Source organism: Knoellia pratensis (assembly GCF_042666395.1).
In the GTDB taxonomy this organism is placed as follows: domain Bacteria; phylum Actinomycetota; class Actinomycetes; order Actinomycetales; family Dermatophilaceae; genus Knoellia; species Knoellia pratensis.
Map to the genome: position 1 here is coordinate 120,243 of NZ_JBHTDJ010000004.1, position 23,389 is coordinate 143,631.

General features: G+C 68.8%; 24 protein-coding genes. 12 read left to right on the forward strand and 12 right to left on the reverse strand.

The window, feature by feature from the left end; all coding sequences use genetic code 11:
- The first annotated feature begins 43 nt into the window (after positions 1-43).
- A complete protein-coding gene (gene ctlX / locus ACFQRE_RS16680; RefSeq protein ID WP_380124576.1) occupies positions 44-1,069 on the forward strand; it encodes a citrulline utilization hydrolase CtlX in 1,026 nt (341 codons plus the stop codon).
- Between the two features lie 26 nt (positions 1,070-1,095).
- A complete protein-coding gene (gene mtnA, locus ACFQRE_RS16685) occupies positions 1,096-2,160 on the forward strand; it encodes an S-methyl-5-thioribose-1-phosphate isomerase (protein WP_380124578.1) in 1,065 nt (354 codons plus the stop codon).
- A gap of 51 nt (positions 2,161-2,211) precedes the next feature.
- Here the strand turns inward: mtnA and ACFQRE_RS16690 are convergent, their stop codons facing one another.
- Positions 2,212-2,844, reverse strand: coding sequence for a class II aldolase/adducin family protein (locus ACFQRE_RS16690; RefSeq protein WP_380124580.1), 633 nt, complete (start codon positions 2,842-2,844; stop codon positions 2,212-2,214).
- A 263-nt stretch (positions 2,845-3,107) separates the two neighbouring features.
- Between ACFQRE_RS16690 and ACFQRE_RS16695 the strand changes: the two genes are divergently transcribed.
- Both ACFQRE_RS16695 and ACFQRE_RS16700 read left to right on the forward strand, forming a co-directional pair.
- The gene (locus tag ACFQRE_RS16695) at positions 3,108-3,284 is read left to right on the forward strand and encodes an arginine deiminase-related protein (protein WP_380125839.1); all 177 of its coding nucleotides are present in this window, start codon (positions 3,108-3,110) and stop codon (positions 3,282-3,284) included.
- 37 nt (positions 3,285-3,321) lie between these two features.
- The gene (locus ACFQRE_RS16700) at positions 3,322-3,594 is read left to right on the forward strand and encodes a hypothetical protein (protein ID WP_380124582.1); all 273 of its coding nucleotides are present in this window, start codon (positions 3,322-3,324) and stop codon (positions 3,592-3,594) included.
- Positions 3,595-3,665: 71 nt separating this feature from the next.
- Here the strand turns inward: ACFQRE_RS16700 and glnA are convergent, their stop codons facing one another.
- The gene (gene glnA, locus ACFQRE_RS16705; protein ID WP_380124584.1) at positions 3,666-5,090 is read right to left on the reverse strand and encodes a type I glutamate--ammonia ligase; all 1,425 of its coding nucleotides are present in this window, start codon (positions 5,088-5,090) and stop codon (positions 3,666-3,668) included.
- A 171-nt stretch (positions 5,091-5,261) separates the two neighbouring features.
- On the opposite strand from glnA, the gene ACFQRE_RS16710 reads away from it, so the two are divergent.
- Positions 5,262-5,678 (forward strand): RDD family protein, encoded by a 417-nt coding sequence (locus tag ACFQRE_RS16710; protein ID WP_380124586.1) that lies wholly within the window; start codon positions 5,262-5,264, stop codon positions 5,676-5,678.
- Between the two features lie 20 nt (positions 5,679-5,698).
- On the opposite strand, the gene ACFQRE_RS16715 is transcribed toward ACFQRE_RS16710, so the two are convergent.
- Genes ACFQRE_RS16715 through lipA form a run of 4 tightly spaced genes read right to left on the reverse strand, consistent with a single transcriptional unit; the run spans position 5,699 to position 9,157 of the window.
- Positions 5,699-6,346 (reverse strand): LysE family translocator, encoded by a 648-nt coding sequence (locus ACFQRE_RS16715; protein ID WP_380124588.1) that lies wholly within the window; start codon positions 6,344-6,346, stop codon positions 5,699-5,701.
- Between the two features lie 59 nt (positions 6,347-6,405).
- A complete protein-coding gene (locus tag ACFQRE_RS16720) occupies positions 6,406-7,338 on the reverse strand; it encodes an endonuclease/exonuclease/phosphatase family protein (RefSeq protein ID WP_380124590.1) in 933 nt (310 codons plus the stop codon).
- A 6-nt stretch (positions 7,339-7,344) separates the two neighbouring features.
- Positions 7,345-8,076 carry a DUF4191 family protein gene (locus ACFQRE_RS16725; protein ID WP_380124592.1) on the reverse strand — a complete coding sequence of 244 codons (732 nt, stop codon included), beginning with the start codon at positions 8,074-8,076 and terminating at the stop codon, positions 7,345-7,347.
- 55 nt (positions 8,077-8,131) lie between these two features.
- The gene (lipA, locus tag ACFQRE_RS16730; protein WP_380124594.1) at positions 8,132-9,157 is read right to left on the reverse strand and encodes a lipoyl synthase; all 1,026 of its coding nucleotides are present in this window, start codon (positions 9,155-9,157) and stop codon (positions 8,132-8,134) included.
- 136 nt (positions 9,158-9,293) lie between these two features.
- Between lipA and ACFQRE_RS16735 the strand changes: the two genes are divergently transcribed.
- Entirely contained in the window at positions 9,294-9,698 is a 405-nt protein-coding gene (locus ACFQRE_RS16735) for a hypothetical protein (protein ID WP_380124596.1), read from the forward strand.
- A gap of 38 nt (positions 9,699-9,736) precedes the next feature.
- On the opposite strand, the gene lipB is transcribed toward ACFQRE_RS16735, so the two are convergent.
- Complete coding sequence (gene lipB / locus ACFQRE_RS16740) at positions 9,737-10,369, reverse strand: lipoyl(octanoyl) transferase LipB (RefSeq protein WP_380124598.1); 633 nt, start codon at positions 10,367-10,369, stop codon at positions 9,737-9,739.
- A gap of 60 nt (positions 10,370-10,429) precedes the next feature.
- Here lipB and ACFQRE_RS16745 point away from each other — a divergent pair, with 60 nt between their 5' ends.
- Genes ACFQRE_RS16745 through ACFQRE_RS16755 form a run of 3 tightly spaced genes read left to right on the forward strand, consistent with a single transcriptional unit; the run spans position 10,430 to position 14,325 of the window.
- Positions 10,430-12,655 carry an MMPL family transporter gene (locus tag ACFQRE_RS16745; RefSeq protein ID WP_380124600.1) on the forward strand — a complete coding sequence of 742 codons (2,226 nt, stop codon included), beginning with the start codon at positions 10,430-10,432 and terminating at the stop codon, positions 12,653-12,655.
- A gap of 10 nt (positions 12,656-12,665) precedes the next feature.
- Positions 12,666-13,727 (forward strand): Gfo/Idh/MocA family protein, encoded by a 1,062-nt coding sequence (locus ACFQRE_RS16750; protein WP_380124602.1) that lies wholly within the window; start codon positions 12,666-12,668, stop codon positions 13,725-13,727.
- 1 nt (position 13,728) lies between these two features.
- Positions 13,729-14,325 carry a DinB family protein gene (locus ACFQRE_RS16755; RefSeq protein WP_380124604.1) on the forward strand — a complete coding sequence of 199 codons (597 nt, stop codon included), beginning with the start codon at positions 13,729-13,731 and terminating at the stop codon, positions 14,323-14,325.
- Between the two features lie 3 nt (positions 14,326-14,328).
- Here ACFQRE_RS16755 and ACFQRE_RS16760 read toward each other — a convergent pair whose 3' ends face one another.
- Positions 14,329-15,063, reverse strand: coding sequence for a Type 1 glutamine amidotransferase-like domain-containing protein (locus ACFQRE_RS16760; RefSeq protein ID WP_380124606.1), 735 nt, complete (start codon positions 15,061-15,063; stop codon positions 14,329-14,331).
- A 176-nt stretch (positions 15,064-15,239) separates the two neighbouring features.
- Between ACFQRE_RS16760 and ACFQRE_RS16765 the strand changes: the two genes are divergently transcribed.
- Together ACFQRE_RS16765 and ACFQRE_RS16770 are read left to right on the forward strand one after the other, a co-directional pair.
- Positions 15,240-15,866: a DUF5701 family protein gene (locus ACFQRE_RS16765; protein ID WP_380124608.1), complete on the forward strand. Its 627-nt coding sequence runs from the start codon at positions 15,240-15,242 to the stop codon at positions 15,864-15,866.
- A 51-nt stretch (positions 15,867-15,917) separates the two neighbouring features.
- Positions 15,918-17,483: a serine/threonine-protein kinase gene (locus tag ACFQRE_RS16770; protein ID WP_380124610.1), complete on the forward strand. Its 1,566-nt coding sequence runs from the start codon at positions 15,918-15,920 to the stop codon at positions 17,481-17,483.
- Between the two features lie 14 nt (positions 17,484-17,497).
- Here ACFQRE_RS16770 and ACFQRE_RS16775 read toward each other — a convergent pair whose 3' ends face one another.
- From ACFQRE_RS16775 to lpdA, 3 genes are read right to left on the reverse strand one after another with little or no spacing between them, the layout of a single operon-like run.
- On the reverse strand, positions 17,498-18,397 hold the full coding sequence (locus tag ACFQRE_RS16775) for a TIGR01777 family oxidoreductase (protein ID WP_380124612.1): 900 nt from the start codon (positions 18,395-18,397) through the stop codon (positions 17,498-17,500).
- Positions 18,398-18,436: 39 nt separating this feature from the next.
- Positions 18,437-20,404 (reverse strand): 2-oxoglutarate dehydrogenase, E2 component, dihydrolipoamide succinyltransferase, encoded by a 1,968-nt coding sequence (sucB, locus tag ACFQRE_RS16780; RefSeq protein ID WP_380124614.1) that lies wholly within the window; start codon positions 20,402-20,404, stop codon positions 18,437-18,439.
- Positions 20,405-20,443: 39 nt separating this feature from the next.
- The gene (lpdA, locus tag ACFQRE_RS16785) at positions 20,444-21,823 is read right to left on the reverse strand and encodes a dihydrolipoyl dehydrogenase (protein WP_380124616.1); all 1,380 of its coding nucleotides are present in this window, start codon (positions 21,821-21,823) and stop codon (positions 20,444-20,446) included.
- 199 nt (positions 21,824-22,022) lie between these two features.
- On the opposite strand from lpdA, the gene ACFQRE_RS16790 reads away from it, so the two are divergent.
- Positions 22,023-22,352, forward strand: coding sequence for a hypothetical protein (locus ACFQRE_RS16790; RefSeq protein WP_380124618.1), 330 nt, complete (start codon positions 22,023-22,025; stop codon positions 22,350-22,352).
- Between the two features lie 14 nt (positions 22,353-22,366).
- Here the strand turns inward: ACFQRE_RS16790 and ACFQRE_RS16795 are convergent, their stop codons facing one another.
- Positions 22,367-23,320 (reverse strand): hypothetical protein, encoded by a 954-nt coding sequence (locus ACFQRE_RS16795; RefSeq protein ID WP_380124620.1) that lies wholly within the window; start codon positions 23,318-23,320, stop codon positions 22,367-22,369.
- Positions 23,321-23,389 lie beyond the last annotated feature (69 nt).

The window sequence follows — 23,389 nt, forward strand, 5'->3', positions numbered from 1 at the left end:
TGCGGAGTCGGAGACTGACGCCCCGATGGTCTAGATTCCGTGCGTGAGTGCACAGGCCCCTTCCGCTGTCATCCTGATCCGTGCCGAACGGTTCATGCCCAATCCCGCCACCGCGGCTGACAACGCGTTCCAGCGTGACGTGCCCTCTGGGCAGGCCGGTGAGTCCGTCTCGACCACCGCCCTGGCCGAGATGGACGCTCTGGCCGACGCCCTGCGGGCTGCCGGAGTGAGGGTCCACGTCTTCTCCGACGAGGACCACACCCGCCCCGACAGTGTGTTCCCCAACAACTGGCTGTCCACCCACGCCGGCGGCTACGTCGCGGTCTACCCGATGTACGCCTCGAACCGTCGCCACGAGCGTCGCGCGGACGTCCTCGAGCTGCTCAAGTCCGACTACCGCGTCCAGGCGATCGTGGACTACTCAGGCCTCGAGCCCGACGGAATCTTCCTCGAGGGCACCGGCGCGATGGTCCTCGACCACGTGTCGCGGGTGGCCTACACGGCCCGCAGCCACCGGGCCGACATCGCTGTCCTGGAACGGTTCTGCACCGACTTCGGCTACGAGCCCATGGCCTTCGACGCCATCGACTCCGGCGGCGTGCCGGTCTATCACACCAACGTCATCGCCTGTATCGGCACCGACGTCGCCATGATCGCCCTCGAGATGATCCCCGACGCGCAGCGCCGCGAACAGGTCCGCGAACGCCTGTCCGTCACCGGCCGCACCATCGTCGAACTCACCGAGGAGCAGATCCGCGAGTTCGCCGGCAACGCGGTCGAGCTGTGCGGACGCACGGCCGAGGGCAAGCGTCGCTACATCATGGCCATGTCGGCCCGGGCCCGTCGCAGCCTGCGTCCCGACCAGATCGCCGTCATCGAGGAGTCCTGCGAGATCGTCGCCGTCGACATCCCGACGATCGAGCTCGCCGGTGGGTCGGTGCGTTGCATGATTGCTGGAGTGCACCTCGACCGCCGCCCCGTTGCGGATGTCGAGCCCACTGCCGCAGTCGAAGCCATCGACGAGAACGCTGCCACCGCCGACGGCCAAGACCTGTTCGTCGAGGCCTGAGGGCGGGGCGTGCTTAGGGTGGGGGCATGACCATCCGCGCTATTGAGTGGGACCATACTGCCGGCCGTGACCGGACAGGTGCGGTGCGTCTGCTCGACCAGACCCTGCTCCCGCTGCGCACCGAATTCCGCACAGTGGAGTGCACAGACGACCTCGTGACCGCGATCCGCGAGCTGGCGGTGCGCGGGGCCCCAGCGCTGGGTGTCGCCGGCGCGCTGGGCGTGGTGGTCGCGATGGACGAGGCGGCCCGAGAGGGCTGGGACGACCAAGGCCTTCTGGCGGCCGTTGACCGGGTGCGGCACGCGCGCCCGACGGCGGTCAACCTGGCCTGGGGTGTCGACGAAGTGCTGCCCCTGATGGCCGCCGGGCGTGGGGCCGTTCTGGAGGCGGCACTGAGGTTGGCTCATGAGGACGAGGCCGCCAACCGACACCTCTCCAGGCTTGCCGCGGACTGGCTGCTCGAGCGGATCGATCGGCCCCGGTTGCGGGTGCTGACCCACTGCAATGCCGGCATCCTTGCGACCTCGGGCTGGGGCACGGCGCTCGGGGTGGTCCGTGAGCTGCATGCGCGCGACCGTGTCGAGGTCGTCTACGCCGACGAGACCAGGCCGCTGCTCCAGGGCGCGAGGCTGACTGCGTACGAGCTGGCGAGGGAGGGCATCCCCCACGTCGTGCAGACCGACTCCGCAGCCGCCTCGACCATTCTGCGAGGGCTGGTCGACCTCGCGGTCGTCGGCGCCGACCGGATCGCGGCGAATGGAGACACCGCCAACAAGATCGGCACGCTGGGTGTGGCCCTTGCGTGCCGGGACGCCGGCATCCCCTTCATCGTGGCGGCGCCGTGGTCAACGGTCGACCTCTCGATGAGCGACGGCTCGAAGATCGAGATCGAGGAGAGGGACGGCGACGAGGTGACCCGCTGGGCAGGCATACGTGTGGTCCCAGAGGGGACACAGGGCTTCAACCCCGCCTTCGACGTGACCCCGGCCCGCCTTGTCGATGCGGTGAGCACGGAGCGAGGGGTCGCCGAGCCTCGCTCAGGGAGTGACCTCGCCATGTTGGCACGAGCCACCGTCGCCCCGAAGCGCTGAGTTCCTTCTTGCACGGATGAAGCTGGGGAGCACCGTGGGCCACTTCGTGGCTCAAGCAGTGAGGATGTTGTCCTTCCACTCGGGGGGAAACGTGGTCGTGGTGTCGCCGGCCCGGAGCAGGCGATACGTCATGGTGGCCGCTTCCTCGAGATTGAGGGCACGGCGCAGGGCCATGGCCACTGAGTCGCCCAGGGTGGAGCACCCATGGTGGGCAAGCACGACAGCGTCGTGTTCAAGTGCGGCCTGCGCAGCGGCGTCGGCTATGGCGTCCGACCCTGAGGGCAGGAACGGCACCCGACCCGCGCTGCCGAGGTAGTACTGGTGGTCCAACGTGGTGAAGCGGATGGGTGCGCCGAGCATGTCGACCAGCAGGACGTGCTGGGGGTGCAGGTGCACGATCGCGGCGACGTCAGGGCGCGCGGCATACGTTCGCTGGTGCAGTTTCCACTCCGCCGAGGCCCGCTCGGCACCGTCGACCCACTCTCCGGCCAGGGTCATCACTGCGAAGTCGTCGGGCACGAGGCGGTCCAGCCAAGTGCCGGTGCCGGTGACGATGAACCTGTCCGTTCCGGGCAGTCTGGCCGAGAGGTTGCCACCGCTGGCCTGGACCAGTCCGCGTGAGACCACGTGTGCCCCCGCCTCGGAGAGCTCGTCGATGAGGATGTCGCGCTGCGTCGTCGTCATGCCGCCATTGTGGTAGATGGTGATGGCGGCGGTCGTGGCCCACCAGGCACCGACAGCTGAAGGCAAGAGGACGCCTGCCGACGACGGGTGCCACAGGCAACCGCCAAGGTCAGGCGCCCTTTTGCGGAAGGTCCGCAGGACAGCGGTCCGTGGGATCAGATGTCACTGTGTCCTCGTTCGACATCTGACTCCGCAGGCTCCGTCAGGGGTCGAAGTACGGCCTGCACCCCGACCAGATCGCCGTCATCGAGGAGTCCTGCGAGATCGTCGCCGTCGACATCCCGACGATCGAGCTCGCCGGTGGTTCGGTGCGCTGCATGATTGCTGGAGCGCACCTTGACCGCCGCCCCGTCGCGGAGGTCGAGCCCACTGCTGCAGTCGAAGCCGTCGACGAGAACGCTGCCACCGCCGACGGCCAGGACGTCGTCAGCGCCAACTGATTGCCCGGGCAGCTGGAACCCCAGGAGAGGGATCCCGATGAAGCTGTACATCTGCTGGAGCACCAACGGCAACGACCATCACGACTGCCACAAGGCCCACCAAGCGCTGGTCGATGCCGGCCACAACCCTGATGTGGTCAAGGCCAGGGGGCAGGAGCACCTGCCAAGGTTCCTTCAGTTCAGGGTCCGCCGCGAGGTGCATGCGCTGGCCGGGTCCTTCTTCGTCCCGGTGCTGGTGCTCGATGACGGCACCGCAATCAACAAACCCGACGACATCGTTGCTTGGGCCCAGGCCCACCCCGCCACCTAGCGCCGCGCCCCAGACATGCTCATGGGGCCAGACGCGCGACATGCCGCGCGTCTGGCCCCATGAAGGCTTGCTCAGATGTCGAAGTACATCTCGAACTCGTGCGGGTGCGGGCGGAAGCGGATCGGGTCGACCTCGTTCTTGGTCTTCCACTCGATCCAGGTGTCGATCAGGTCCTGCGTGAAGACGTCGCCCTCGAGCAGGAACTCGTGGTCGGCCTGCAATGCCTCGAGCACGGCCGGGAGCGAACCCGGAACCTGCTCGATGGCGTCGTGCTCCTCCGGGGGGAGTTCGTAGAGGTCCTTGTCGACCGGCTCCGGGGGCTCGATGCGGTTCTTGATTCCGTCGAGGCCGGCCATGAGCTGTGCCGCGAAAGCGAGGTACGGGTTCGACGACGGGTCGGGGATGCGGAACTCGATGCGCTTGGCCTTGGGCGAGTCACCGGCGATCGGGATACGCACACACGCGGAGCGGTTGCGCGCCGAGTAGACCAGGTTGACCGGAGCCTCGTAGCCCGGGACGAGACGGTGGTAGGAGTTCACCGTCGGGTTCGTGAACGCGAGCACCGCGGGGGCGTGCTTGAGCAGGCCGCCGATGTACCAACGGGCGAGGTCCGAGAGGCCGCCGTAGCCGCGCTCGTCGTAGAAGAGCGGCTCGCCGTCCTTCCACAGCGACTGGTGCGTGTGCATGCCCGAGCCGTTGTCACCGAAGATCGGCTTCGGCATGAAGGTCGCGGTCTTGCCGATGCCCCACACCGTGTTCTTGACGACGTACTTGAACTTCATCATGTCGTCGCCCGAGGCGAGGAGCGTGTCGAAACGGTAGTTGATCTCCTGCTGACCGGCGGTGCCGACCTCGTGGTGGCTGCGCTCGACGTTGATGCCGACCTTCTCGAGGTTCAGGCAGATGTTGTCGCGGATGTCAGCGAAGTGGTCGACCGGCGGGACGGGGAAGTAGCCACCCTTGTAGCGGGTCTTGTAGCCCTTGTTGCCACCCTCCTCGACGCGACCGGTGTTCCACGCGGCCTCGACGGAGTCGACGTAGTAGTAGGACGCGTTGGCCTTGGTCTCGAAGCGCACGTCGTCGAAGACGTAGAACTCGGCCTCGGCACCGAAGTAGGCGGTGTCGGCGATGCCGGTCGACTTGAGGTAGGCCTCGGCCTTGGCCGCGATGTTGCGCGGGTCGCGGCTGTAGGGCTCGTCCGTGAACGGGTCGACGATCGAGAAGTTCATGATGAGCGTCTTGTGCTCACGGAACGGGTCGAGGTAGGCCGAACTCACGTCGGGGATGAGCTTCATGTCGGACTCGTGGATGGCCTGGAAGCCGCGGATCGAGGATCCGTCGAACGCCTGACCATTCTTGAAGAAGTCCTCGTCGACCGACTGGGCCGGCACGTTGAAGTGCTGCATGACACCGGGCAGATCGCAGAAACGGATGTCGACGAACTTGACGTCCTCGTCCTTGATGAACGACAGGACCTCGTCAGCAGAGCTGAACAAGTGGGGCCTCCTAGGCAAAGGGGAAGGGCGGGTGGCGCCCGGGCACGATCGCAACCCTAGATGCAGGGGGTTTCCCGACCATGACCCGAATGTTTCACCGGTGTTACACCCTGCCAGAGGCGGCGCGGACCCGTCATCGGCGTCCGCAGTGAGAGCGAATACAGTCCTACGGTGAGCACGGAACAAACGTCGGAGTATGCCGGTCAGCTCCTTGGCATGCCGGCTTCCGGTCCCGGGTCGATGGCTCCGCTGTGGCGGCGCGCCCTCGGTCTGCTCGTGGACTGGATCCTCGCCCAGCTCATCTCGCACTTCGCGTTCGGGGCTGTATTGGGGGCCGGGGGAGCGCAGTCGTTCGTGCCGCTCGGGGTTCTCGCGGTGATCAACGTCCTCAGCATCACGGCGTTCGCAGCGACGCCGGGGCAGGCGCTCCTGGGCCTGCAGGTCCTCCAGGTGCGACCGGGGTCGTTCCCACTGCAGGTCGTCATCCGGACCGCCCTGTTGTGCCTGTTCATCCCGGCGATCCTCAGTGACCGCAACGGTCGTGGCTTCCACGACGCAGCGGCCGGGACCGTCATCGTCCGACGCTGACGCAGACGCGGTCCTGGGGATCAGAGCGTGCGTGACCCTGTGGCAGCGGTGAAGCCACCCAGACCGATGTAGGTCAGGCCGATCGCGATCCTGCCCTTGGTCGACTTCTTCTCGCGTCGTGCGCTCAGTCGGGTCGAGATCGTGCCGGCGAGCGCGCCGTAGCTCGCGTCGAACACGAGACCGATCACGACGAACACCGCACCGAGCACGAGGATCTGGCCGGTCATCGAGCCGCGGGCCGGGTCGAGGAACTGCGGGAAGAAGGCGAGGAAGAACAGCGCCACCTTGGGGTTGGCGATCCCGACGAGATAGCCCTGACGCCAGTTCGTCCAGTCACTCGGTCGGGCCGTGACGACTGGGGCAGTGACCGTCGTCGTTGCGCCCCGCGTGCGCAGCACCCCAATGCCGAGCCAGATCAGGTATCCCGCTCCGACGTACCTGACGACGGAGAGTGCGATGGCCGACGTGGCCAGGACGGCGGTGAGCCCGAGGGCGGTGGCGACGACGAACGTCGCGGTCGCGGACTCGACACCGAGTGCCGACATGACTCCCACGCGTCGACCACCAGCGACGCCCCGGGCCACGAGGAAGAGCATGGCCGGGCCGGGGAAGAGGATCAGCAGGAGTGACGCTCCGGCGAACGCGGCAACGGTGGTGGCGGACGGCATACGCCGCACGTTAGACCTGACCACCCACGAAGGGCCACGGCATTCCGGAAGGTGGTCGGTCAGCCATCCAGCGCGAGCCGTGCCCAGACGAGGGCATGGTCGGTCCCTGCCACCGTGGACGAACCAGCATCGACAACCTCGCCCTGACGGACGAGCACGTGGTCGAGCTGGACGAAGGCAGGAATGCTGCTGCCTTGGGGCCACGTGCGAACCCAGCCGGATCCCGCCGCCCGCTGGGCATCGACCAGGCCTTCGGCGAGACGTCGGTATGCCGGGTGGGCCTGCGACGCGTTGAAGTCACCGGCGAGAACAAGTGGGGTCTGAGCGGGTTGCTCGGCCACCCAGTCGGCGGCTTCGCCCAGCTGACGGTGCCACCCGCGCACGAGGTTCGGCGTCGGCGGGTAGGGGTGCATCGCTCGCACGACGTAGTCACCGGTGGGCGCCTGAACGATGGCGACGGGCTGGTCGAAGAGTCCGGGTACGTGCTCGGCGGAGACCTCACTCAGGGAGTGTCGGCTGAGGATGACGGTGCCGTCCGCGCCGAGTTGGGGTGAGCCGACGCGGTGAGGGAGAAGTTCGGACGCGCCGGCCGCATCGATCGCGTCGGCAGCATCGGGTGTGAGCTCCGTGAGGACCAGCGTGTCGACGCCCAGCGCGCGGATGTGCTCGACGATCTCCTCAGGGTCTGCCCGACCGAACTCGAGGTTGCTCGCAGCGATGACCTCGTCGTTGTCAGTGGGCGCAACCGTGCTCGCGCCCATCGCGGATGCGGCGAGGGCGACCGGTACGAGAGCAACGGCGAGGGCGGGCAGGGCAAAGACGATCTTGCGTCGCAGGAGCACGACGAGCAGGACGGCCCAGGCCACGGCGGCCAGTCCGATGACAGGGAAGGCCGCCTGAACGACCGGCAGACGGGCACCGCTCGTGTCCCACCATCGAGTGGAGACGCCAACCGCCACGATCACCGTGACAGCGAGGCAGATTCGCGCCACGTGTGGCTACTTGCCCTTCATCGCCTTGCGGTCGACGCGGGCGCGAGTGGGGTCCATCCCGGCCGGAACGCCGGTGCGCAGGCCGCCGAGGGACTTGAGGCGCTTGTTGACGACCGAGGCCTCCTCCTTGGTGAGGACCGGACGCATGCGGGTGAGCTTGGAGCTGATCTTGCTCACCTTGACCTCGTCGTCACCGTTGCCGATGACCCAGAGGTGGACCGGCACGCCGGGGGCGACCCGGTTGACCTTCTTCTCCTCGGCCTTGAGGAGCTTGAGGGCGCGCTGCTTGGGGCCCTCGCCGATGAGAACGATGCCGGGCCGACCCAGCGCCCGGAAGACCATTGCGGCGCCGGCGAGGTCACTGGCCTTCGCGGCACGGTTGGCGTCAACGGCCACCGGCTCGGTTGAGGCGTACCAGCCGCGCTTGCCAATGCTCTGCAGCGCGGCGCCGGCAGCGCCCGCCTGACCCTCGAGTGCGCCGTACATGGCCTTGTTGCCGCGACGGTTCATCACGAACACGGCCGCCAGGAGCGCTGCGGGGATGGCGATGATGATGAGGTACCAGCGCCAGATGCCACCGAGGAGGAACCCGATCCCCACGATCACCGCGAAGGTGACCAGGGCAGCCAGCAGCATCGCCCAGCCGATCTTGGCGTCGAGCTGCTTGATGGCCTTGTAGGCCTGACGGATCTCGGCGAACCGGCCCGGCTTCTTCTCGTCGGTGGTCTCTTTGGCCACGAGGTGCGTGCTCCTGCGTTGTCGGATGGCGCCGTGAGACGCCCTGATGCTCAGATCAGGATACGGCTCGCGCGGAGCGCGCCACCAACGACGCCGCTTCCTGACGGGCGGGGTCGCCTGCAGCCTGGGCCAGGTGCGACAGGTGCTCGGGAATCGCGCGGCCCCACTTCGACATGGCGGTGGCCCACAGGCGTCCCGCGCGGTAGGACGAGCGCACGAGCGGCCCGGCCATGACGCCCTTGAAGCCCATGTCCTGCGCGACGTTGCTCCAGTGGACGAACTCCTCGGGCTTGACCCAACGGTCGATCGGGTGGTGCAGCTTCGAGGGGCGGAGGTACTGCGTGATGGTGAGGATGTCGCAGCCGGCGTCATGGAGGTCCGCGATCGCCTGTTCGACTTCGTGGTCCTCCTCGCCCATCCCGAGGATGAGGTTGGACTTCGTCACGAGCTCGGCCTCGCGGGCCATCGACAGGACCTTGAGCGACTTCTCGTAGGTGAAGGCCGGGCGGATCTGCCGGAAGATGCGCGGCACCGTCTCGAGGTTGTGGGCGAACACCTCGGGACGGGCGTCAAAGACCTGGCTGACGAGCTCGGGCTTCGCGCCGAAGTCGGGCGGGAGGATCTCGACACCGGTGTTGGGGTTGAGGGCGTGGATCTGACGGATCGTCTCGGCGTAGAGGCCGGCGGCACCATCGGGCTGGTCGTCACGCGCAACACCGGTGACGGTGGAGTAGCGCAGACCCATTTGCTGGACCGACTCGGCCACGCGACGCGGCTCGTCGAGGTCGAGGAAGGTGGGGCGCCCGGTGGCGATGTCGCAGAAGTCGCAACGGCGGGTGCAGACGTCACCGCCGATGAGGAAGGTCGCTTCCTTGTCTTCCCAGCACTCGAAGATGTTGGGGCAGCTGGCTTCCTGGCAGACGGTGTGAAGACCCTCTTTCTTCACCATCGAGTGGAGCTGGGTGTACTCCGGGCCCATCTTGGCGGTGGTGCGGATCCACTCGGGCTTGCGCTCGATGGGGGTCTCGGCGTTGCGGGCCTCGACGCGCAGAAGACGACGTCCTTCGGGTGCGACAGTCACACGGACAAGCGTACGCCCGGCCTCAGGTGACCCCGAACACACCCACAACAGCCCCTCGAACCGGCCACCACACCCTCGCGTACCCAGGTCCCACGAGCGGTGGGAACCGAGGCGCCTCCACCAGCGTCAGAGGTGCATGAGACGACTCGGATCGGTGGCAACGCTCGGACTCCTGGCGGCGTGTGGCTCGCACACGTCGGCCAGCGACACACCGCAGGCCGTGCCCTCGGCGACGGCCGACATCCGTTGCGGCTCGCTCGTCCTCGATCAGGGGGAGCTGCTGGAGGTGGCGGGGGCAGAGGAGATCGCTTGCCTCGAGAGCGCCCTCCGGGAGCGCCGAAGCGCTGCGCTCACAGTCACTGCTCCCACGGTCGAAGGGGACCCCATCGTCTTCGGGTGGCGCCTGACGGCAGACGGAACCCTCACATCCGACATCGACAGCAGCAGGGACAGTTTCGGGGGTGAACCGAGGCAGACGCGGCTCTCGTGCGGGCGCATCACGCAACTGCCGAACCCGTTGAGCTGCGCTCAGAGCGGTTGACGAGCGGACGGCATACGCCGTCGTGGTGGTGGACGAACTCAGCCCAAGACGTCGGTGAGGTGCTTCTCGGCGTAGGGGAGGAGGTCCTGGACCGTCACAGGCCGTCCGGCCTCGCGACTGATCGACGAGACGCCGGCGTCGTCGATGCCACAGGCCACGATGTTGTCGGCCCAGGTCAGGTCGGCATCGCAGTTCAGCGCGAAGCCGTGCATCGTCGTGCGCTTGCTCACCCGGACGCCGATGGCCCCGAGCTTGCGGTCGGGACCGCGGTCGTCGGCGAGCACCCACACACCGCTGCGGCCATCGACGCGCACCGTCTCGATGCCGAACTCGCGCGTCATCCGCATCATGGCGTCCTCGAGCCGGCGCACATGGGCGACGACGTCGATCGGCACCTCCTGAAGGGCGACGATCGGGTAGCCGACGAGCTGACCGGGACCGTGCCACGTGATGAGGCCACCACGGTCGACATCGACGACAGGCGTCCCGTCGAACGGCCGCTGCTCGGGCTGGGTGCGCTTGCCGGCGGTGTAGACGGCGGAGTGCTCGAGCAGGAGCGTCGTGTTGGGCTCACGCCCCTGCGCCACGGCAGCGTGCACCTCTCGCTGTCGCTCCCAGCCGTCGAGGTAGTCGACGAAGTCCGGAGCGAAACCCAGGTGCACAAAACGCATGAACCCACGGTATGCCGTGAGCGCACCTTGCGCTGCATCGCACCGACGTAGGCTCCGGACATGACGAGCCGCGAGCGCGCGACAACGGTGGGCAGACCTCGACGGATCCTCCTCGGAGCACTCGCCGTCATCCTCGTCTGGTTGGCGATCGGGGCGGTGGGTGGGCCTGCGACCGGGAAGCTCTCCGAGGTCCAGAAGAACGACAACGCGTCATTCCTGCCCGCTGATGCCGAGTCGACCGCAGTGCTGGAGGCCGTGAGCCGGTTCAGTGACGAGGAAGAGATCCCTCTCATCGTCGTGGCCGAGCGACGCGACGGCGCCGAGCTGGGTGAGCGGGACGCCTTCGCGCTCCTTCAGCTGATCCGCGAACTGCCGAGCATTCCGCTGCCGGGTATGAACAAGACGCTCGGCGACTACATCGGGGAGGGATCGCAGATTGCCCCCGTACCTGCCGAGGACAAGCGAGCGGCGCTCGTCATCATCCCCCTGAAGGAGACCGCGACCTCGGACGTGATCGACGGCGAGGCGCCCATCGTCGCGGCAGCCGAGGAGGTGCGGGTCAAGGCGCGGGTGATGCTGGGGCCGGCGGGGATGACGACTCATGTCGGAGGACCAGGTGGCCTCATCGCCGACTTCTCCGCCGCCTTCGCGGGGATCGACGGGGTTCTGCTGCTCGTGGCTCTGGTCGTCGTCCTCGTCATCCTGCTCGTCGTCTATCGCAGCCCGATCCTCCCGATCGCGGTGCTGCTCAGTGCGGTCTTCGGCCTGTCCCTCGCCGTGCTCGTCATCCGACCGCTCGCCGAAAGCGGCACGATCGAACTGTCCGGTCAGTCGCAGGGGATCATGTTCATCCTCGTCGTCGGGGGAGCGACTGACTACGCCCTGCTGCTCGTGAGCCGGTTCCGAGAGGAACTGCACGAGCACGAGAGCAGCTGGATCGCGCTGCGCCGGGCCTGGCGGGGTTCGGTCGAGCCGATCGTCGCCTCGGCCGCGACCGTCATCCTCGGCCTGCTCTGCCTCATGCTCGCCTCGCTCCAGAACACGGCGGGGCTGGGGCCAGTGGGTGCGTTCGGCATCGCTGGGGCGTTGCTCGCGTCGTTGACGTTCCTGCCGGCGGTGTTGCTGCTCTTCGGGCGAAAGGCGTTCTGGCCGTTCGCTCCTCGCGTCGATCACACTCATGCCGAGGATGCCGTGGGCACTCGCTCGTTGTGGGGTCGGGTGTCCGGCCTGGTCGGCCGGCATCCCCGTAGGACGTGGGTGATCACGCTTGCGGCCCTGCTCGCCGCCGCCGCGTTCGCGCCGACGTTCAAGGCGGACGGGGTGACCATCAAGGACACGTTCCTCGTCGCAACCGACTCGGTCGATGCGCAGGGCGCGATCGAGCGGCACTTCGCGGCCGGGTCCGGCAGCCCCGTCCAGGTCGTCGCTCCGGCCGACCACGCGGAGGCGGTTCGAGGGGCGATGGACGCCGATCCCGGCATCGAGTCGGCCTACATCGGTCTCGCGCCAGCGGTCCCCGGGCAACCCGTTCCCGAGGCGGCCGCCGTGGATGGGCTCCAGCTCGTGCAAGGAACGCCGACCGGGGCAGCCGACAGTCCTGGTGCCGAGGAGACCGTGCGACGGCTGCGCGCCTCCCTCGACGACGTCAGTCCCGACGCGCTCGTTGGTGGTCAGGCAGCGATCAACCTCGACGTGCTCGAGGCGAGTGGCCGTGATCTGCGGGTCATCGTCCCGGCGATCCTTCTCGTCATCTTCCTCGTGCTGTGCCTGCTCCTGCGTTCGTTGGTCGCGCCCCTGCTGCTGGTCACCGCCAACGTCATCTCGTTCGCCGCGACGATCGGGGTGTCGGCGTTGGTCTTCGATCACGTCCTGGGTTTCGGCGGGAGTGACCCGGCGATTCCGCTCTACGGGTTCGTCTTTCTCGTGGCCTTGGGAATCGACTACTCGATCTTCCTCATGACCCGCGTGCGAGAGGAGTCCGTGCATCGTGGGACGCGGCCCGGGATCCTCGTCGGGCTCGCGGTCACGGGTGGCGTCATCACGAGTGCCGGCATCGTCCTCGCGGCGACCTTCTCGTCGTTGACGGTCCTGCCGCTGGTCTTCCTCGTGCAGGTCGCCTTCATCGTGGCCTTCGGGGTCATCCTCGACACGTTCGTCGTTCGCAGCCTGCTCGTCCCGGCGCTGTCCTACGACCTCGGCGCAGCGGTGTGGTGGCCGGCGCGGCTCGCTGGCGATCGTGGGGCACACGCGGAAAAGCGCGAGATCGCTGACGGTCCTGCGCACTAGGGTTCACGCCATGGTGAGAGTTGGACTGGCTGGGTATGCATCGGCAGGGCGCGGGATCCACGCGCCGATCATTCGCGAGGCGGGACTCGTGCTCGCCGCGGTGGCGACCTCGAATCCGGATCGTCGGGCCGAGGTGGCGCAGGACTTCCCCGATGCGCTCGTCGTGGACGACCTCGATGCACTCCTCGCTGTCGACTGCCTCGACGTCATCGTGCTGGCGACGCCGAGTGGCAACCACCTCGAGCACGCCCTCAAGGTCATCGAGGCGGGCATCGCGTGCGTCGTCGACAAGCCCTTGGCCGTCAACGCCGACGACTGCCTGACCGTGGTCGATGCCGCCGAGAACGCCGGGGTGCCGCTCACGGTCTTCCACAACCGACGCTACGACCCGTCACACACGACTCTGGCCACCGTGGTCGCGGATCGCCTCGCGGGAGAGCCGTTCCGGTGCGAGCTGCGTTGGGAACGCTGGCGCCCCGTCCCCAAGGACCGCTGGCGCGAGAACGCTCCTGCGGCCGAGGGCGGGGGCATCCTCCTCGACCTGCACGCGCACCTCATCGACTCGGCGGTGCAGCTCTTCGGGCCCGTGCTCACGGTGTTTGCCACCGTCCAGTCCCACACGACTCCCGCTGAGGACGATGCCTTCCTCGTATGCCGTCACGCGTCCGGCGTGGTCAGTCACCTCGGTGCCACGTCGGTCTCCGGTGCGGCTGGGCCCCGCGCTCGGTTGCTCGGGAGCGATGCGGCATACATCCAGAACGAGTTCGAGGGTGAGCCCAACGTCTATGCGGACCTCGCGGACGCCGATGCCGAGCACTGTGGCTGGCTCATGCGCGCGATGGAGCGCGAGGCCGTGCCCACGACGCCCGCGAGTCAGGTCGACTTCTATCGCGCGGTCGGCGCCGCTCTGTCGGCGCCGGACCCGCAAGCGGCCATGCCGGTCGACCCCCACGACGCCATCCACACCCTTGCCGTCATCGACGCCGCGCGTGCCAGTGCCGAGGGGGAGCGCGTCGTCGAGGTCATCACCCCGGGACTGCGTCCCGGTCACACCGAAGAAGGGGATTCCTGACATGACCGAGGACCACAAAGCCGTCCTGCACCGCTACCTGACCCGCGCCCGCGAGGCCGTGCTGTGGAAGCTCGAAGGTCTCTCGGAGCACGACCTCCGGCGGCCCCTGACTGCGACCGGCACGAACCTCCTCGGAGTCGTCAAGCACCTTGCCGGCGTCGAGGCGGGCTACTTCGGTGACTGCTTCGGCCGACCCGTTGCCGACATGCCTGGCTGGTACCCCGAGATGATGGCGGACACGCTCGAGGACAACGGCGACATGTGGGCGACCGCGCAGGAGTCGCGGGACTCGATCATCGACCTCTTCCACCGCGTTGTCGTCCATGCCGATGCGCTCATCGACGATCTCGACCTCGACCACGTCGGGCGGGTGCCGTGGTGGGGGAAGGACGGCATGGACGTGACCCTGCAATGGCTCCTCGTCCACATGATCGCCGAGACCAACCGGCACGGCGGCCAGATGGACATCGTCAGGGAGCTCATCGACGGTGCCGCCGGGATGCGCCCAGACGCGATGAACCTGCCCGAGGGAGGCCCGGGTTACTGGGAGAACTACCGGAATCGGTTGCAGGACACCGCAGACCAGTTCAAGGGCTGAGCCTCAGGGGTTGACGAGGCGGCGCGGTTCGATGCGCTCCTCGACGGCCGTGTCACCGTCGCGCGTGACGATGTAGGCGCCCTTGTCGTCGCGCTCCGAGACGGCCTCGGCGAGCTCGGTGCCGTGATAGACGAGCCCGACTCCGTCGTCGGTGCAGTGGGTGGTCGGCAGGGTGCCGTTGGCGACGAGCTCGTGGACGAGCGGTCGCCGACGGGCCTCGGAGTCGTAGTGCACGCCGTTGCCGTAGGGGAGGAGGGCGAGACCGTTGGTGACGGCACGCAGGTCCGGACCGAACGAGTCGGTCGTCCCGCCGAGGTACCAGCAGATGGATCCTGCCGAGACGCCGGAGAGGACCACCCCGGCCTCCCAGGCTGCCCGCATCGCGGGCGCGAGGTCGTGGACCTGCCAGACGGCCAGGAGGTTGGCGACCGAGCCGCCATTGACCCAGACGACGTCCTGGTCGAGGAGCAACCCGGGCACGTCTTCGTGGCTCGGCATCGGGAAGAGGTCGAGGGTGGAGATCTCGAAGCCGGCGACTCGACCAGCCTGGTGCAGGTGGTCGTTGTAGAACCGCTGGTCACCGCTCGCCGTGCCGAGGACGGTGATCCTGGGGCGCCGTCCCGTGACGCCGGAGAGCTCGACGGCGTGGTGGACGAGGGCGTCGAACTCAAGGTACGTCCGGCTGGCGGGGCGGTAACCACCCGAGGTGGCGAGGATCGTCGGCTGGTCGGCAGGCATGGCTTCGACCCTAACCGGACAGCGTGAAAGGCATCCGACGGCATACCCCGCTCCGCCGGGTACAGAGCCGAGGCGGTCCTCACCGCTGAGAGCACCGGCTGGTTCCAGCCCGACCCTCGGGAACGTCCGCTGGCGGCGATGCGTTGAGTACCCCGTGCCGAGGCAGAGGAGAGCGCATGTCATTCGAGGACCAGGTCACCAGGCTCGTCGAGCTGGGGTACCCATCATTGGCAGGGCTGAGCGAGAACGACTTTCGCGCGGAGCTCGCACCGTTGGCTGAACGGGCCCGCCGTCTCGACGAGGCGGAGCCGAAGGACGAACCGGGGCGGACGGCATACGTGATCGTCGTGACCCGCGCACTCGTCGACCCCACCACCACCGTGCCGCTGCTCCGCCTCGTCGGCGGACGCAAGCCCGGCGTCGTCGACCGCAACCACGCCGAGGGCGACCTCGCGACCTACGACCCGCTGCCCGAGCTCGAGGTGCCGGTGACGCGTGCCTACCTGCTCGTCGACATCGACCGCGGCGAGGAGTTCTGCGGTGTTCGCCCGGAGGAGGCGTTGCCGGTCATCAGAGGTCGCGGCCGGACACCGATCACCATCGACGAGGGCATCGCCGTGGTCACGCAGGCGCCGCACCTGCTCGAGAAGAACAAGTGCTTCATGCTCTCGGGATCGCGTCGCCCGGACCGGCGGGTTCCGGCCCTGTGGATCAGCGAGCGCGCGCCCAAGCTCGGTTGGTGCTGGGACGGCAACCCGCACACGTGGCTCGGCGTCGCGTCGGCGGGGGAGCGCATCGCCTGACCCTGTGGAAAAGCTCGCGGCGACTTTGGCCATCTCGGCAAGCATGAGGTCATGGAGACCTCGGAAAGGCCGACCGAGCGCCGGTATGCCGGCCGCCACCGGATCGTGGACCACACCACTCCCAGCGTGCCGGGCTACGACGTCGTCGAGCCGATCGGACAGGGCGGGTCGGGCGCGGTGTGGTCGGCGACGGATGCCACGGGTGCGACGGTCGCGATCAAGGTGGTGCCCGCTGTCGACGCTGCAGACGCCCTCGTGGAGTTGGCAGTGCTCGGTCGGATCTCCGATCCCCACCTCGTCCGGTTGCACGAGGCGACGGCGCTGCCCAGTGGCGACGTCGCTCTCGTGCTCGACCACCTGGCCGGTGGCACTCTCGGGGCCGCTGTCCGCGCGCGCGGGCATCTTGCACCGGGCGAGGCCGTCACGGTCCTGAGCCCGATCGCGTCCACCCTGGGGCGGCTGCACGGGATCGGCGTCGTGCACGGCGACGTCTCACCCGACAACGTCCTGCTCGATCTCGAGGGGCGTCCCTTCCTGGCCGATCTCGGGGTGGCGCGGATCGTGGGTGAGCAGCTCGCAGAGCTTCGGGGGACGGAGGGCTTCATCGCGCCCGAGGTGGCGGTGGGCGGGGCGCCGACGCAGGCATCCGACACCTACGCCCTTGGCGCGTTGGCGTGGTTCGTCCTGACGGGAGAGGCGCCCGGACCGACCGTGATCCGGGGGCGGCTGGGTGAACGGGTCGCCGGGCTCCCCGCCGATCTGGTGAGCGCGGTCGAAGGAGCGCTGCGATCGCGGCCCGAGGACCGGCCCGATGCTGATGCCTTGGCGGTGGCGATCTTCGAGAGCGCAGCCCCCGAGCCGCTCGTGCTCGTGACCGGCGGAGATGACGTCAGCCTGCTCACTCGCCGGATCCGGGCGGCTGCTCGTGCCTCGACCGATGGTGGTGCCGCGGCAAAGTCGGCGCCCGGGCACGTGCGCGCTCGTGTGATCGCCCGTCGTGGCCTGAGCACCACCTCCACCGCCAGGAACGCGGCGTCGTGGCTGCTGAGGGGCGGGCGCGCCGTCGCGCCGTTCGTCGCGGTCGTCGGCATCATGGCTGCGGTGGGGCTCGGGGTTGTGGCGTGGAGCAGTGGACGGGACGACGCGAGGGCCTCGACCGCTGGCGCGGCAAGCGGGCCGGCTGAGCCCGCACCGCCGGCCCCGTCGGGAACCTCTGACGTGCGCCTCGCGAAGGATGCGCCCCGCGCCGATCCGCTCGGCCTCGTGGGTGCCCTGGCGCGGGCGCGCGCGGAGGCCTGGTCGACCGGGATAGCGGCCAGGCTCATCGAGGTCGACGCACCACGCTCACCGGCACTCGTCCGCGACACGGAGGTGCTGGCCGGTGTGCAGCGGGCCAACCAGCGCTATGTCGGCCTGGCCTTCATCGTGCGTGAGGCGACCTTCGTGGGGGAGTCGGGTGGGGTTGCCACGATCCGGGCGCGCATCGACACGGGAGCCCATGTGGTGAGGGGGCCCGGTGGGGATCAACGCAGGCCTGCCGTCGTTGCAGCGTCTGTGCTCCTCGATCTCGTCCGCACCGACTCGGGCTGGCGCGTCCGCGACGTGCGAGCGGTCTGAGCTGAGACGGACCTCTATGCGGGAGCGGCCAGCAACCAGCGGATCGCGTCGGGGAGCGTCGCCTGTTCGTGGGTGAAACCGCTGTCCTGCAGTCGTTTCGGGACGGCCCGCTGGCTCGCGACGATGTCCCCGGCCATCTCACCGACGACGAGGCGAAGCGCGAGTCGGGGAGCGGGGAGCAGGGTCGGGCGGTGCAGTTGCCGACCCATCTCGGCGACGATGTCGCGTTGGCGGGCAGGTTCGGGGCCGGTGAGGTTCACGGGACCCTCGAGCCTCTGGTCGAGAACGTGCTGGATGGCTCGGACGTGGTCGGCGAGCGTGATCCACGACCAGTAGTGCCGCCCGTTGCCGAGCGGGCCACCGAGTCCGAGCTTCGTCAGGCGGAGCAACGCCTTGATCGCATCACCGTCCGGAGCCAGGACGATGCCGGTGCGCAGGCGAGCCACCGGTGCGCCTGCCGCCTCCGCCGGCTCGGTCGCACCCTCCCAGGCGTGAACGAGGTCGACGAGGAATCCCGAACCCGCGCTGCTCTCCTCGGTGAGGATCTCCTCGCCGCGATCGCCGTAGTAGCCCACCGCTGAGCCGTTGACGAGGTGGATCGGACGTCCTGTCGCGGCGATCGCCGTGGCCAGGGCGGTGGTTCCGTCGGTGCGTGAGCTGATCAGCTCGACCTTGAAGGCCGGGCTCCACCGATGGGCACCCAGGCTCGCACCTGCGACGTTGACCACAGCGTCGACGCCATCGAGAAGTGCAGGATCGAGCTGCCGGGTGGAGGGGTCCCACTGGATCTCGGACATGTGCTCCGGCGGGCGCCGAACCAGGCGGATGACGTCGTCACCGCGTTCACGCAGGGAACGACACAGCGCACCGCCGATCAGCCCGGACGAACCGGCGACGGCGATGCGCTGTGTCATGTGAATCAGGGACCCCAGAGCCTCAGAGGCCCCAGAGCCTCAGAGGCCCAGATCCGCCTCGAAGGCGCCTTCCTCGAGCCGCTCCTTGACGGTGGTGAGGAAGCGGGCGGCGTCGGCGCCATCCACGATCCGGTGGTCGTAGGAGAGGGCCAGGTACACCATCGAGCGGATCGCGATGGTCTCGCCACCGTCGGAGTCCTTGACGACGACGGGCCGCTTCACGACCGCGCCGGTGCCGAGGATGGCGACCTGCGGCTGGTTGATGATCGGCGTGTCGAACAGGGCTCCACGCGACCCGGTGTTGGTGATCGTGAACGTCCCACCGGCGAGGTCGTCCGGCATGATCTTGTTGGTGCGCGTGCGCTCCGCAAGATCGGCGATGTTGCGCGAGAGCCCGGCGATGTTGAGGTCGCCAGCGTTCTTGACGACCGGCACGAGGAGGCCCTTGGCGGTGTCGACGGCCATGCCGACGTTCTCGGTGCCGTGGTAGGTGACGTTGTCGCCGTCGATGCTGGCGTTGACCGTCGGGTGGACCTTGAGGGCCTCGATCGCGGCGAGCGTGAAGAACGGCAGGAAGCTGAGCTTGCTGCCCTCGCGGCGGGCGAAGTCACCCTTGGCGCGATCACGCAGACGCGCGATCTTGGTGACGTCGACCTCGACGACCGTCGTGAGCTGAGCCGACGTCTGGAGCGACTCGACCATGCGCTTGGCGATCATCTTGCGCAGGCGCGTCATCGGCTGGGTCGTGCCGCGCAGGCTGGTGTCGACGGCAGCGGCAGCACTTGACGAGGCAGGGGCCGGGGTGGCCGCTCCCGTCGAGGCGGGAGCGGCGGGTGCCTCGGCCGGAGCCTTGGCGGCCTCAGCGGCTGCGAGGACATCCTGCTTGCGGATGCGGCCGCCGACGCCGGTGCCCTTGATGGACCCGAGGTCAATGTTGTTCTCGGACGCGATCTTGCGCACGAGCGGGGTGACGTAGGCCGACGCGTCCTGGGACTCGTCGCTCGCTGCAGCGGCCGGGGTGGCCGGGGTGGCCGGCGCTGCCGGAGCCTCCGGTGCGGGAGCGGCAGGGGCCTCGGCCTGAGCAGGGGCTGCCGGAGCGGCCTCAGGCTCGGCCGCGGGAGCGGGCTGTTCCTGGGGGGCCTGCGCCTCCGGGGCCTCGGGGGCCGCGGCGGGCTCCTCGGCAGCGGGTGACGGGGCCGGTGCAGCCTCGGCTGCCGGAGCTGCGGCCGCGCCAGCAGCCTCGCCGCCGATCACGGCAAGGTCAGCGCCCACGGGGACGGTCTCGTCCTCCTGGACGAGGATCTTGCTCAGCTTGCCCGCCACGGGTGAGGGGATCTCGGTGTCGACCTTGTCGGTCGAGACCTCGAGGAGCGGCTCGTCGACGTCGACGTCGTCACCCTCGGCCTTGAGCCAGCGGGTGATCGTGCCTTCGGTGACGGACTCGCCCAGGGCAGGCATGGTCACGGTCGTGCCACCATCGCCACCACCATCGCCACCACCGGCGGGTGCGGACTCGGCGGGAGCTGACTGCTTTGCCTCCGACTCAGCGGGAGCATCGGTGTGGGGGGTTGCCGGTTCTTGGCCACCCTCGTCGCCGGCTGCGGCGACCTCGTCCTGATCCGCCGGGGACTCGATGGCGTCGCCGTCGCCCGCCTGGCCGGAGTTGTCGGCGGCAGCGGGCTCCTCATCGGGCGCGGCGGCGGGCTCGTCCTGCGCCGCGGCCTCGGCGGGCTGCTCGGCCGGTGCAGCGGCGTCGCCACCGTCTGCGGCGCCGTCACCGATGACGGCGAGGTCGGCGCCCACAGGGACGGTCTCGTCCTCCTCGGCGAGGATCTCCTGGAGCGTGCCAGCGACCGGGGAGGGGATCTCGGTGTCGACCTTGTCGGTCGAGACCTCGAGCAGCGGCTCGTCCACCGCGACCTGGTCACCAACGTTCTTGAGCCACCGGGTGACGGTGCCCTCGGTCACGGACTCGCCGAGGGCGGGCATGGTCACACGTTCGGACATGGTGTCAGTTCTCCTATCGACGGTGGCTCTGCGGCAACTCTAGTTGTGAGCATGCAGGGGTTTGCCGGCGAGCGCCAGATGGGCCTCGCCGAGCGCTTCGTTCTGGGTGGGGTGGGCGTGGATGAGGGGCGCCACGTCGTCGGGGTGCGCCTCCCAGCCGACGATGAGCTGGGCCTCGCCGATCTGCTCGCCCATCCTCGCGCCGATCATGTGGACGCCGACGACCGGTCCATCCTTGGAGCGCACGAGCTTGACGAAGCCGGCGGTCTGCAGGATCTGGGACTTGCCGTTGCCGCCGAGGTTGTACTCGTACGTCTCGACCTCGCCGTGCACCTCACGCGCCTGGACCTCGGTCAGTCCGACCGACGCGATCTCGGGGTTGCAGTAGGTCACGCGCGGGATCGTGGACTCGACGATCGGTGCAGGCGCCAGTCCGGCGATCTCCTCGGCGACGAAGATGCCTTGCTGGAAGCCGCGGTGCGCGAGCTGGAGGCCGGGAACGATGTCGCCCACGGCATACACGCCGTCGACGCCCGTGCGGAGGCGGTCATCGGTCGTGACGAATCCACGGTCGAGGGTCACGCCGGCTTCGGCGAAGCCGAGTCCGTCGGTGACCGGGCCGCGCCCGACGGCGACGAGGAGCAGGTCGGCGTCGATGGTCGTGCCGTCCTCGAGGGTGACCGTGACGACGTCGCCCTCCTGCGTCGCGCCAGCGAACTTCACGCCTGCCTTGACCGTGATCTTGCGCTTGCGGAACGCGCGCTCGAGAACCTTGGAGACGGCTTCGTCCTCCGCAGCAACGAGCCGCGGGAGGGCCTCGACGACCGTGACCTCGGAGCCGAACGACCGGAAGACCGACGCGAACTCGACGCCGATGACTCCGCCGCCGAGGACGACGACGCGGTCGGGCACGAAGTCGAGCTGCAGCGCCTGTTCGCTCGTCATGATGCGGCCGGCGATCTCGAGACCCGGCAGGGACTTGGCGTAGGAGCCGGTCGCGAGGACGACATTGCTGCCAGTGACGCGGCGTCCATCGACCTCGATCGTGGAGCGGTCGACGAGCCGACCCGTGCCTTCGATCAGGTCGACCTTGTGCGCCTTCGCCAGACCCTGGAGGCCCTTGTAGAGGCGACCGACGACGCCGTCCTTGTAGGCGTTGACGCCGGCCATGTCGATCGACTCGAACGTCGTCCGCACGCCGAACTGCTCACCCTCGCGGGCGGTGTCGGCGACCTCGGCAGCGTGGAGCAGGGCCTTGGTCGGGATGCAGCCGACGTGCAGGCACGTCCCACCCAGCTTGGACTTCTCGACGAGAGCGACGCGAAGCCCCAGCTCCGCAGCGCGGAAGGCGCAGGCATAACCGCCACTTCCGCCTCCCAGGATGACAACGTCATAGGTGTCCTCGGCGGTGGCCGGCATCGTTCACTGCTCCCTTGGTTGCGTCAGGGGGCGCGCGTCGAGCGGGTCTCGCCGACGTCGCGCCAATGCCGCCCATCCTGTCACTGCACCGTGTCCGCCGTCACACGAGGTCCAGCTCCGTCCAGAACGATCGCGTATGCCGTCCGCCCACCCAGCGAAGTCACACCCACCTCCCAGCGGTCTTCCGTATCGTGGCGCCATGGCGTGGTTCAGGCGGCGAAAGGGCGAGGCTCTCGCGAAGGGTGCGGCGGCACCAACGAAGGACGACGTCCGCAGGGCCCGCAAGCACTTCGAGGAGTTCGGGCGCAGTCGCCGGGGGGTGGAGGCGTTCGTCGAGCCGGCCACCCACGTCACGGCCACGACGGTGATCCTCATCGCGCACGACGGTGAGTGGACACGCCGGGCCGTCCCGTCGCGTGAGGACGCCTTCAAGCTCGCAACAGACCTGCACCTGCCGACCTACGACGTCAACCAGACGGGCTACCCGCAACGCATGCGCGACTGGAACTCGCGCCAGCGCGGCCGCTGATCAGCAGGGCGTGCTCAGAACTCACGGTTGCACGGCACCGCAGCGAGAGCCGCGAGCCCTCGGCGGTCACCATCACCCAGCCCGGTCTGGCCGCTGTTCTCGGCATTCATGAGCTGACCCGCGGCCTCAGTGTGGGCCAGGCCGATGAGGTGGGCCAGTTCGTGCGCGACGATCGCCACAGCCAGCTCGTGCCCACCCTTGCGGAGGGTGATCTCGGTGAGCGTTGGACCGTCGAGGTGCACGATGCCCGTGACATTGTGGAGGTGGCCACGGCTGTCGGTCATGGCCACACTGCCGCCCACTCCAGCAACGTCGCCGTCGAGGGCGGGCACCCGTTCGGGCGTCGTCCAGGCGACGAGGGCAGGTGACCACCGGTTGCCGTAGCGGCGGGCGTCCATCGTCGGTCGCGCGCTCTGGGCCAGTTCGTCGGTCGGCCCATCGACCACGATCTGCAGCCCTGCTGCGGGGCCGACCATCGAGATGGCGTCGCGCAGGACGGCGTCGGCGTCCGCGGGCGCGTGCTCTCGGTTGACGACGAGGTGCAGTGGCCGGCACGGGTCGTAGGCGGCCGTGCTGTCCTGGTTCGTCGAGAGGACCTCGAAGCCACCCGAACCGGACGGGGCTTGCGGGGCCGCCATGAGCCGCCCGAGTTGGGCGTCCTCAACGAGTGGCGGCCTCACCTGCGACATCGGGACGATGCTCGCGACGTGGTCGATCTGTTCGTCCGCGACACCCCGCACCCACAGCAGCCCGGCGGTGATCGCGAGGGTGGCGACGATCGGCACCACGGCGACACGTGAGCGGCGCTGGGGCTGCGACACGGCATACGCCGTCGTCTGGGGTCCCCGCCACACGGGTGGAGTCGAGCGGGCATCGAGCCGGTCGAGCTCCTCGAGGCGACGCAGCATCCGGCGTCGGCGCCGACGGGGCCCCAACGTCACGCGATCCCACCCGGCGCCGGTGACCATGTCCACAAGATCGCATTGTTGGGTGCCCGGCGTCAGGCCGATCGCGGAAAGCCTGTGGCTCTGGCGCGG

Coding starts and splice junctions, on each gene's coding strand:
- mtnA (WP_380124578.1), top strand. CDS start 1,096: ATGACCATCCGCGCTATTGAGTGGGACCATACTGCCGGCCGTGACCGG.
- lipB (WP_380124598.1), bottom strand. CDS start 10,369: ATGCGTTTTGTGCACCTGGGTTTCGCTCCGGACTTCGTCGACTACCTC.
- ACFQRE_RS16760 (WP_380124606.1), bottom strand. CDS start 15,063: ATGCCTGCCGACCAGCCGACGATCCTCGCCACCTCGGGTGGTTACCGC.
- ACFQRE_RS16690 (WP_380124580.1), bottom strand. CDS start 2,844: ATGACGACGACGCAGCGCGACATCCTCATCGACGAGCTCTCCGAGGCG.
- ACFQRE_RS16775 (WP_380124612.1), bottom strand. CDS start 18,397: ATGACACAGCGCATCGCCGTCGCCGGTTCGTCCGGGCTGATCGGCGGT.
- ACFQRE_RS16790 (WP_380124618.1), top strand. CDS start 22,023: ATGGCGTGGTTCAGGCGGCGAAAGGGCGAGGCTCTCGCGAAGGGTGCG.
- lpdA (WP_380124616.1), bottom strand. CDS start 21,823: ATGCCGGCCACCGCCGAGGACACCTATGACGTTGTCATCCTGGGAGGC.
- ACFQRE_RS16715 (WP_380124588.1), bottom strand. CDS start 6,346: ATGCCGTCCGCCACCACCGTTGCCGCGTTCGCCGGAGCGTCACTCCTG.
- ACFQRE_RS16745 (WP_380124600.1), top strand. CDS start 10,430: ATGACGAGCCGCGAGCGCGCGACAACGGTGGGCAGACCTCGACGGATC.
- ACFQRE_RS16795 (WP_380124620.1), bottom strand. CDS start 23,320: ATGGTCACCGGCGCCGGGTGGGATCGCGTGACGTTGGGGCCCCGTCGG.
- ACFQRE_RS16735 (WP_380124596.1), top strand. CDS start 9,294: ATGAGACGACTCGGATCGGTGGCAACGCTCGGACTCCTGGCGGCGTGT.
- sucB (WP_380124614.1), bottom strand. CDS start 20,404: ATGTCCGAACGTGTGACCATGCCCGCCCTCGGCGAGTCCGTGACCGAG.
- ACFQRE_RS16765 (WP_380124608.1), top strand. CDS start 15,240: ATGTCATTCGAGGACCAGGTCACCAGGCTCGTCGAGCTGGGGTACCCA.
- ACFQRE_RS16755 (WP_380124604.1), top strand. CDS start 13,729: ATGACCGAGGACCACAAAGCCGTCCTGCACCGCTACCTGACCCGCGCC.
- ACFQRE_RS16770 (WP_380124610.1), top strand. CDS start 15,918: ATGGAGACCTCGGAAAGGCCGACCGAGCGCCGGTATGCCGGCCGCCAC.
- ACFQRE_RS16700 (WP_380124582.1), top strand. CDS start 3,322: ATGAAGCTGTACATCTGCTGGAGCACCAACGGCAACGACCATCACGAC.
- ACFQRE_RS16750 (WP_380124602.1), top strand. CDS start 12,666: ATGGTGAGAGTTGGACTGGCTGGGTATGCATCGGCAGGGCGCGGGATC.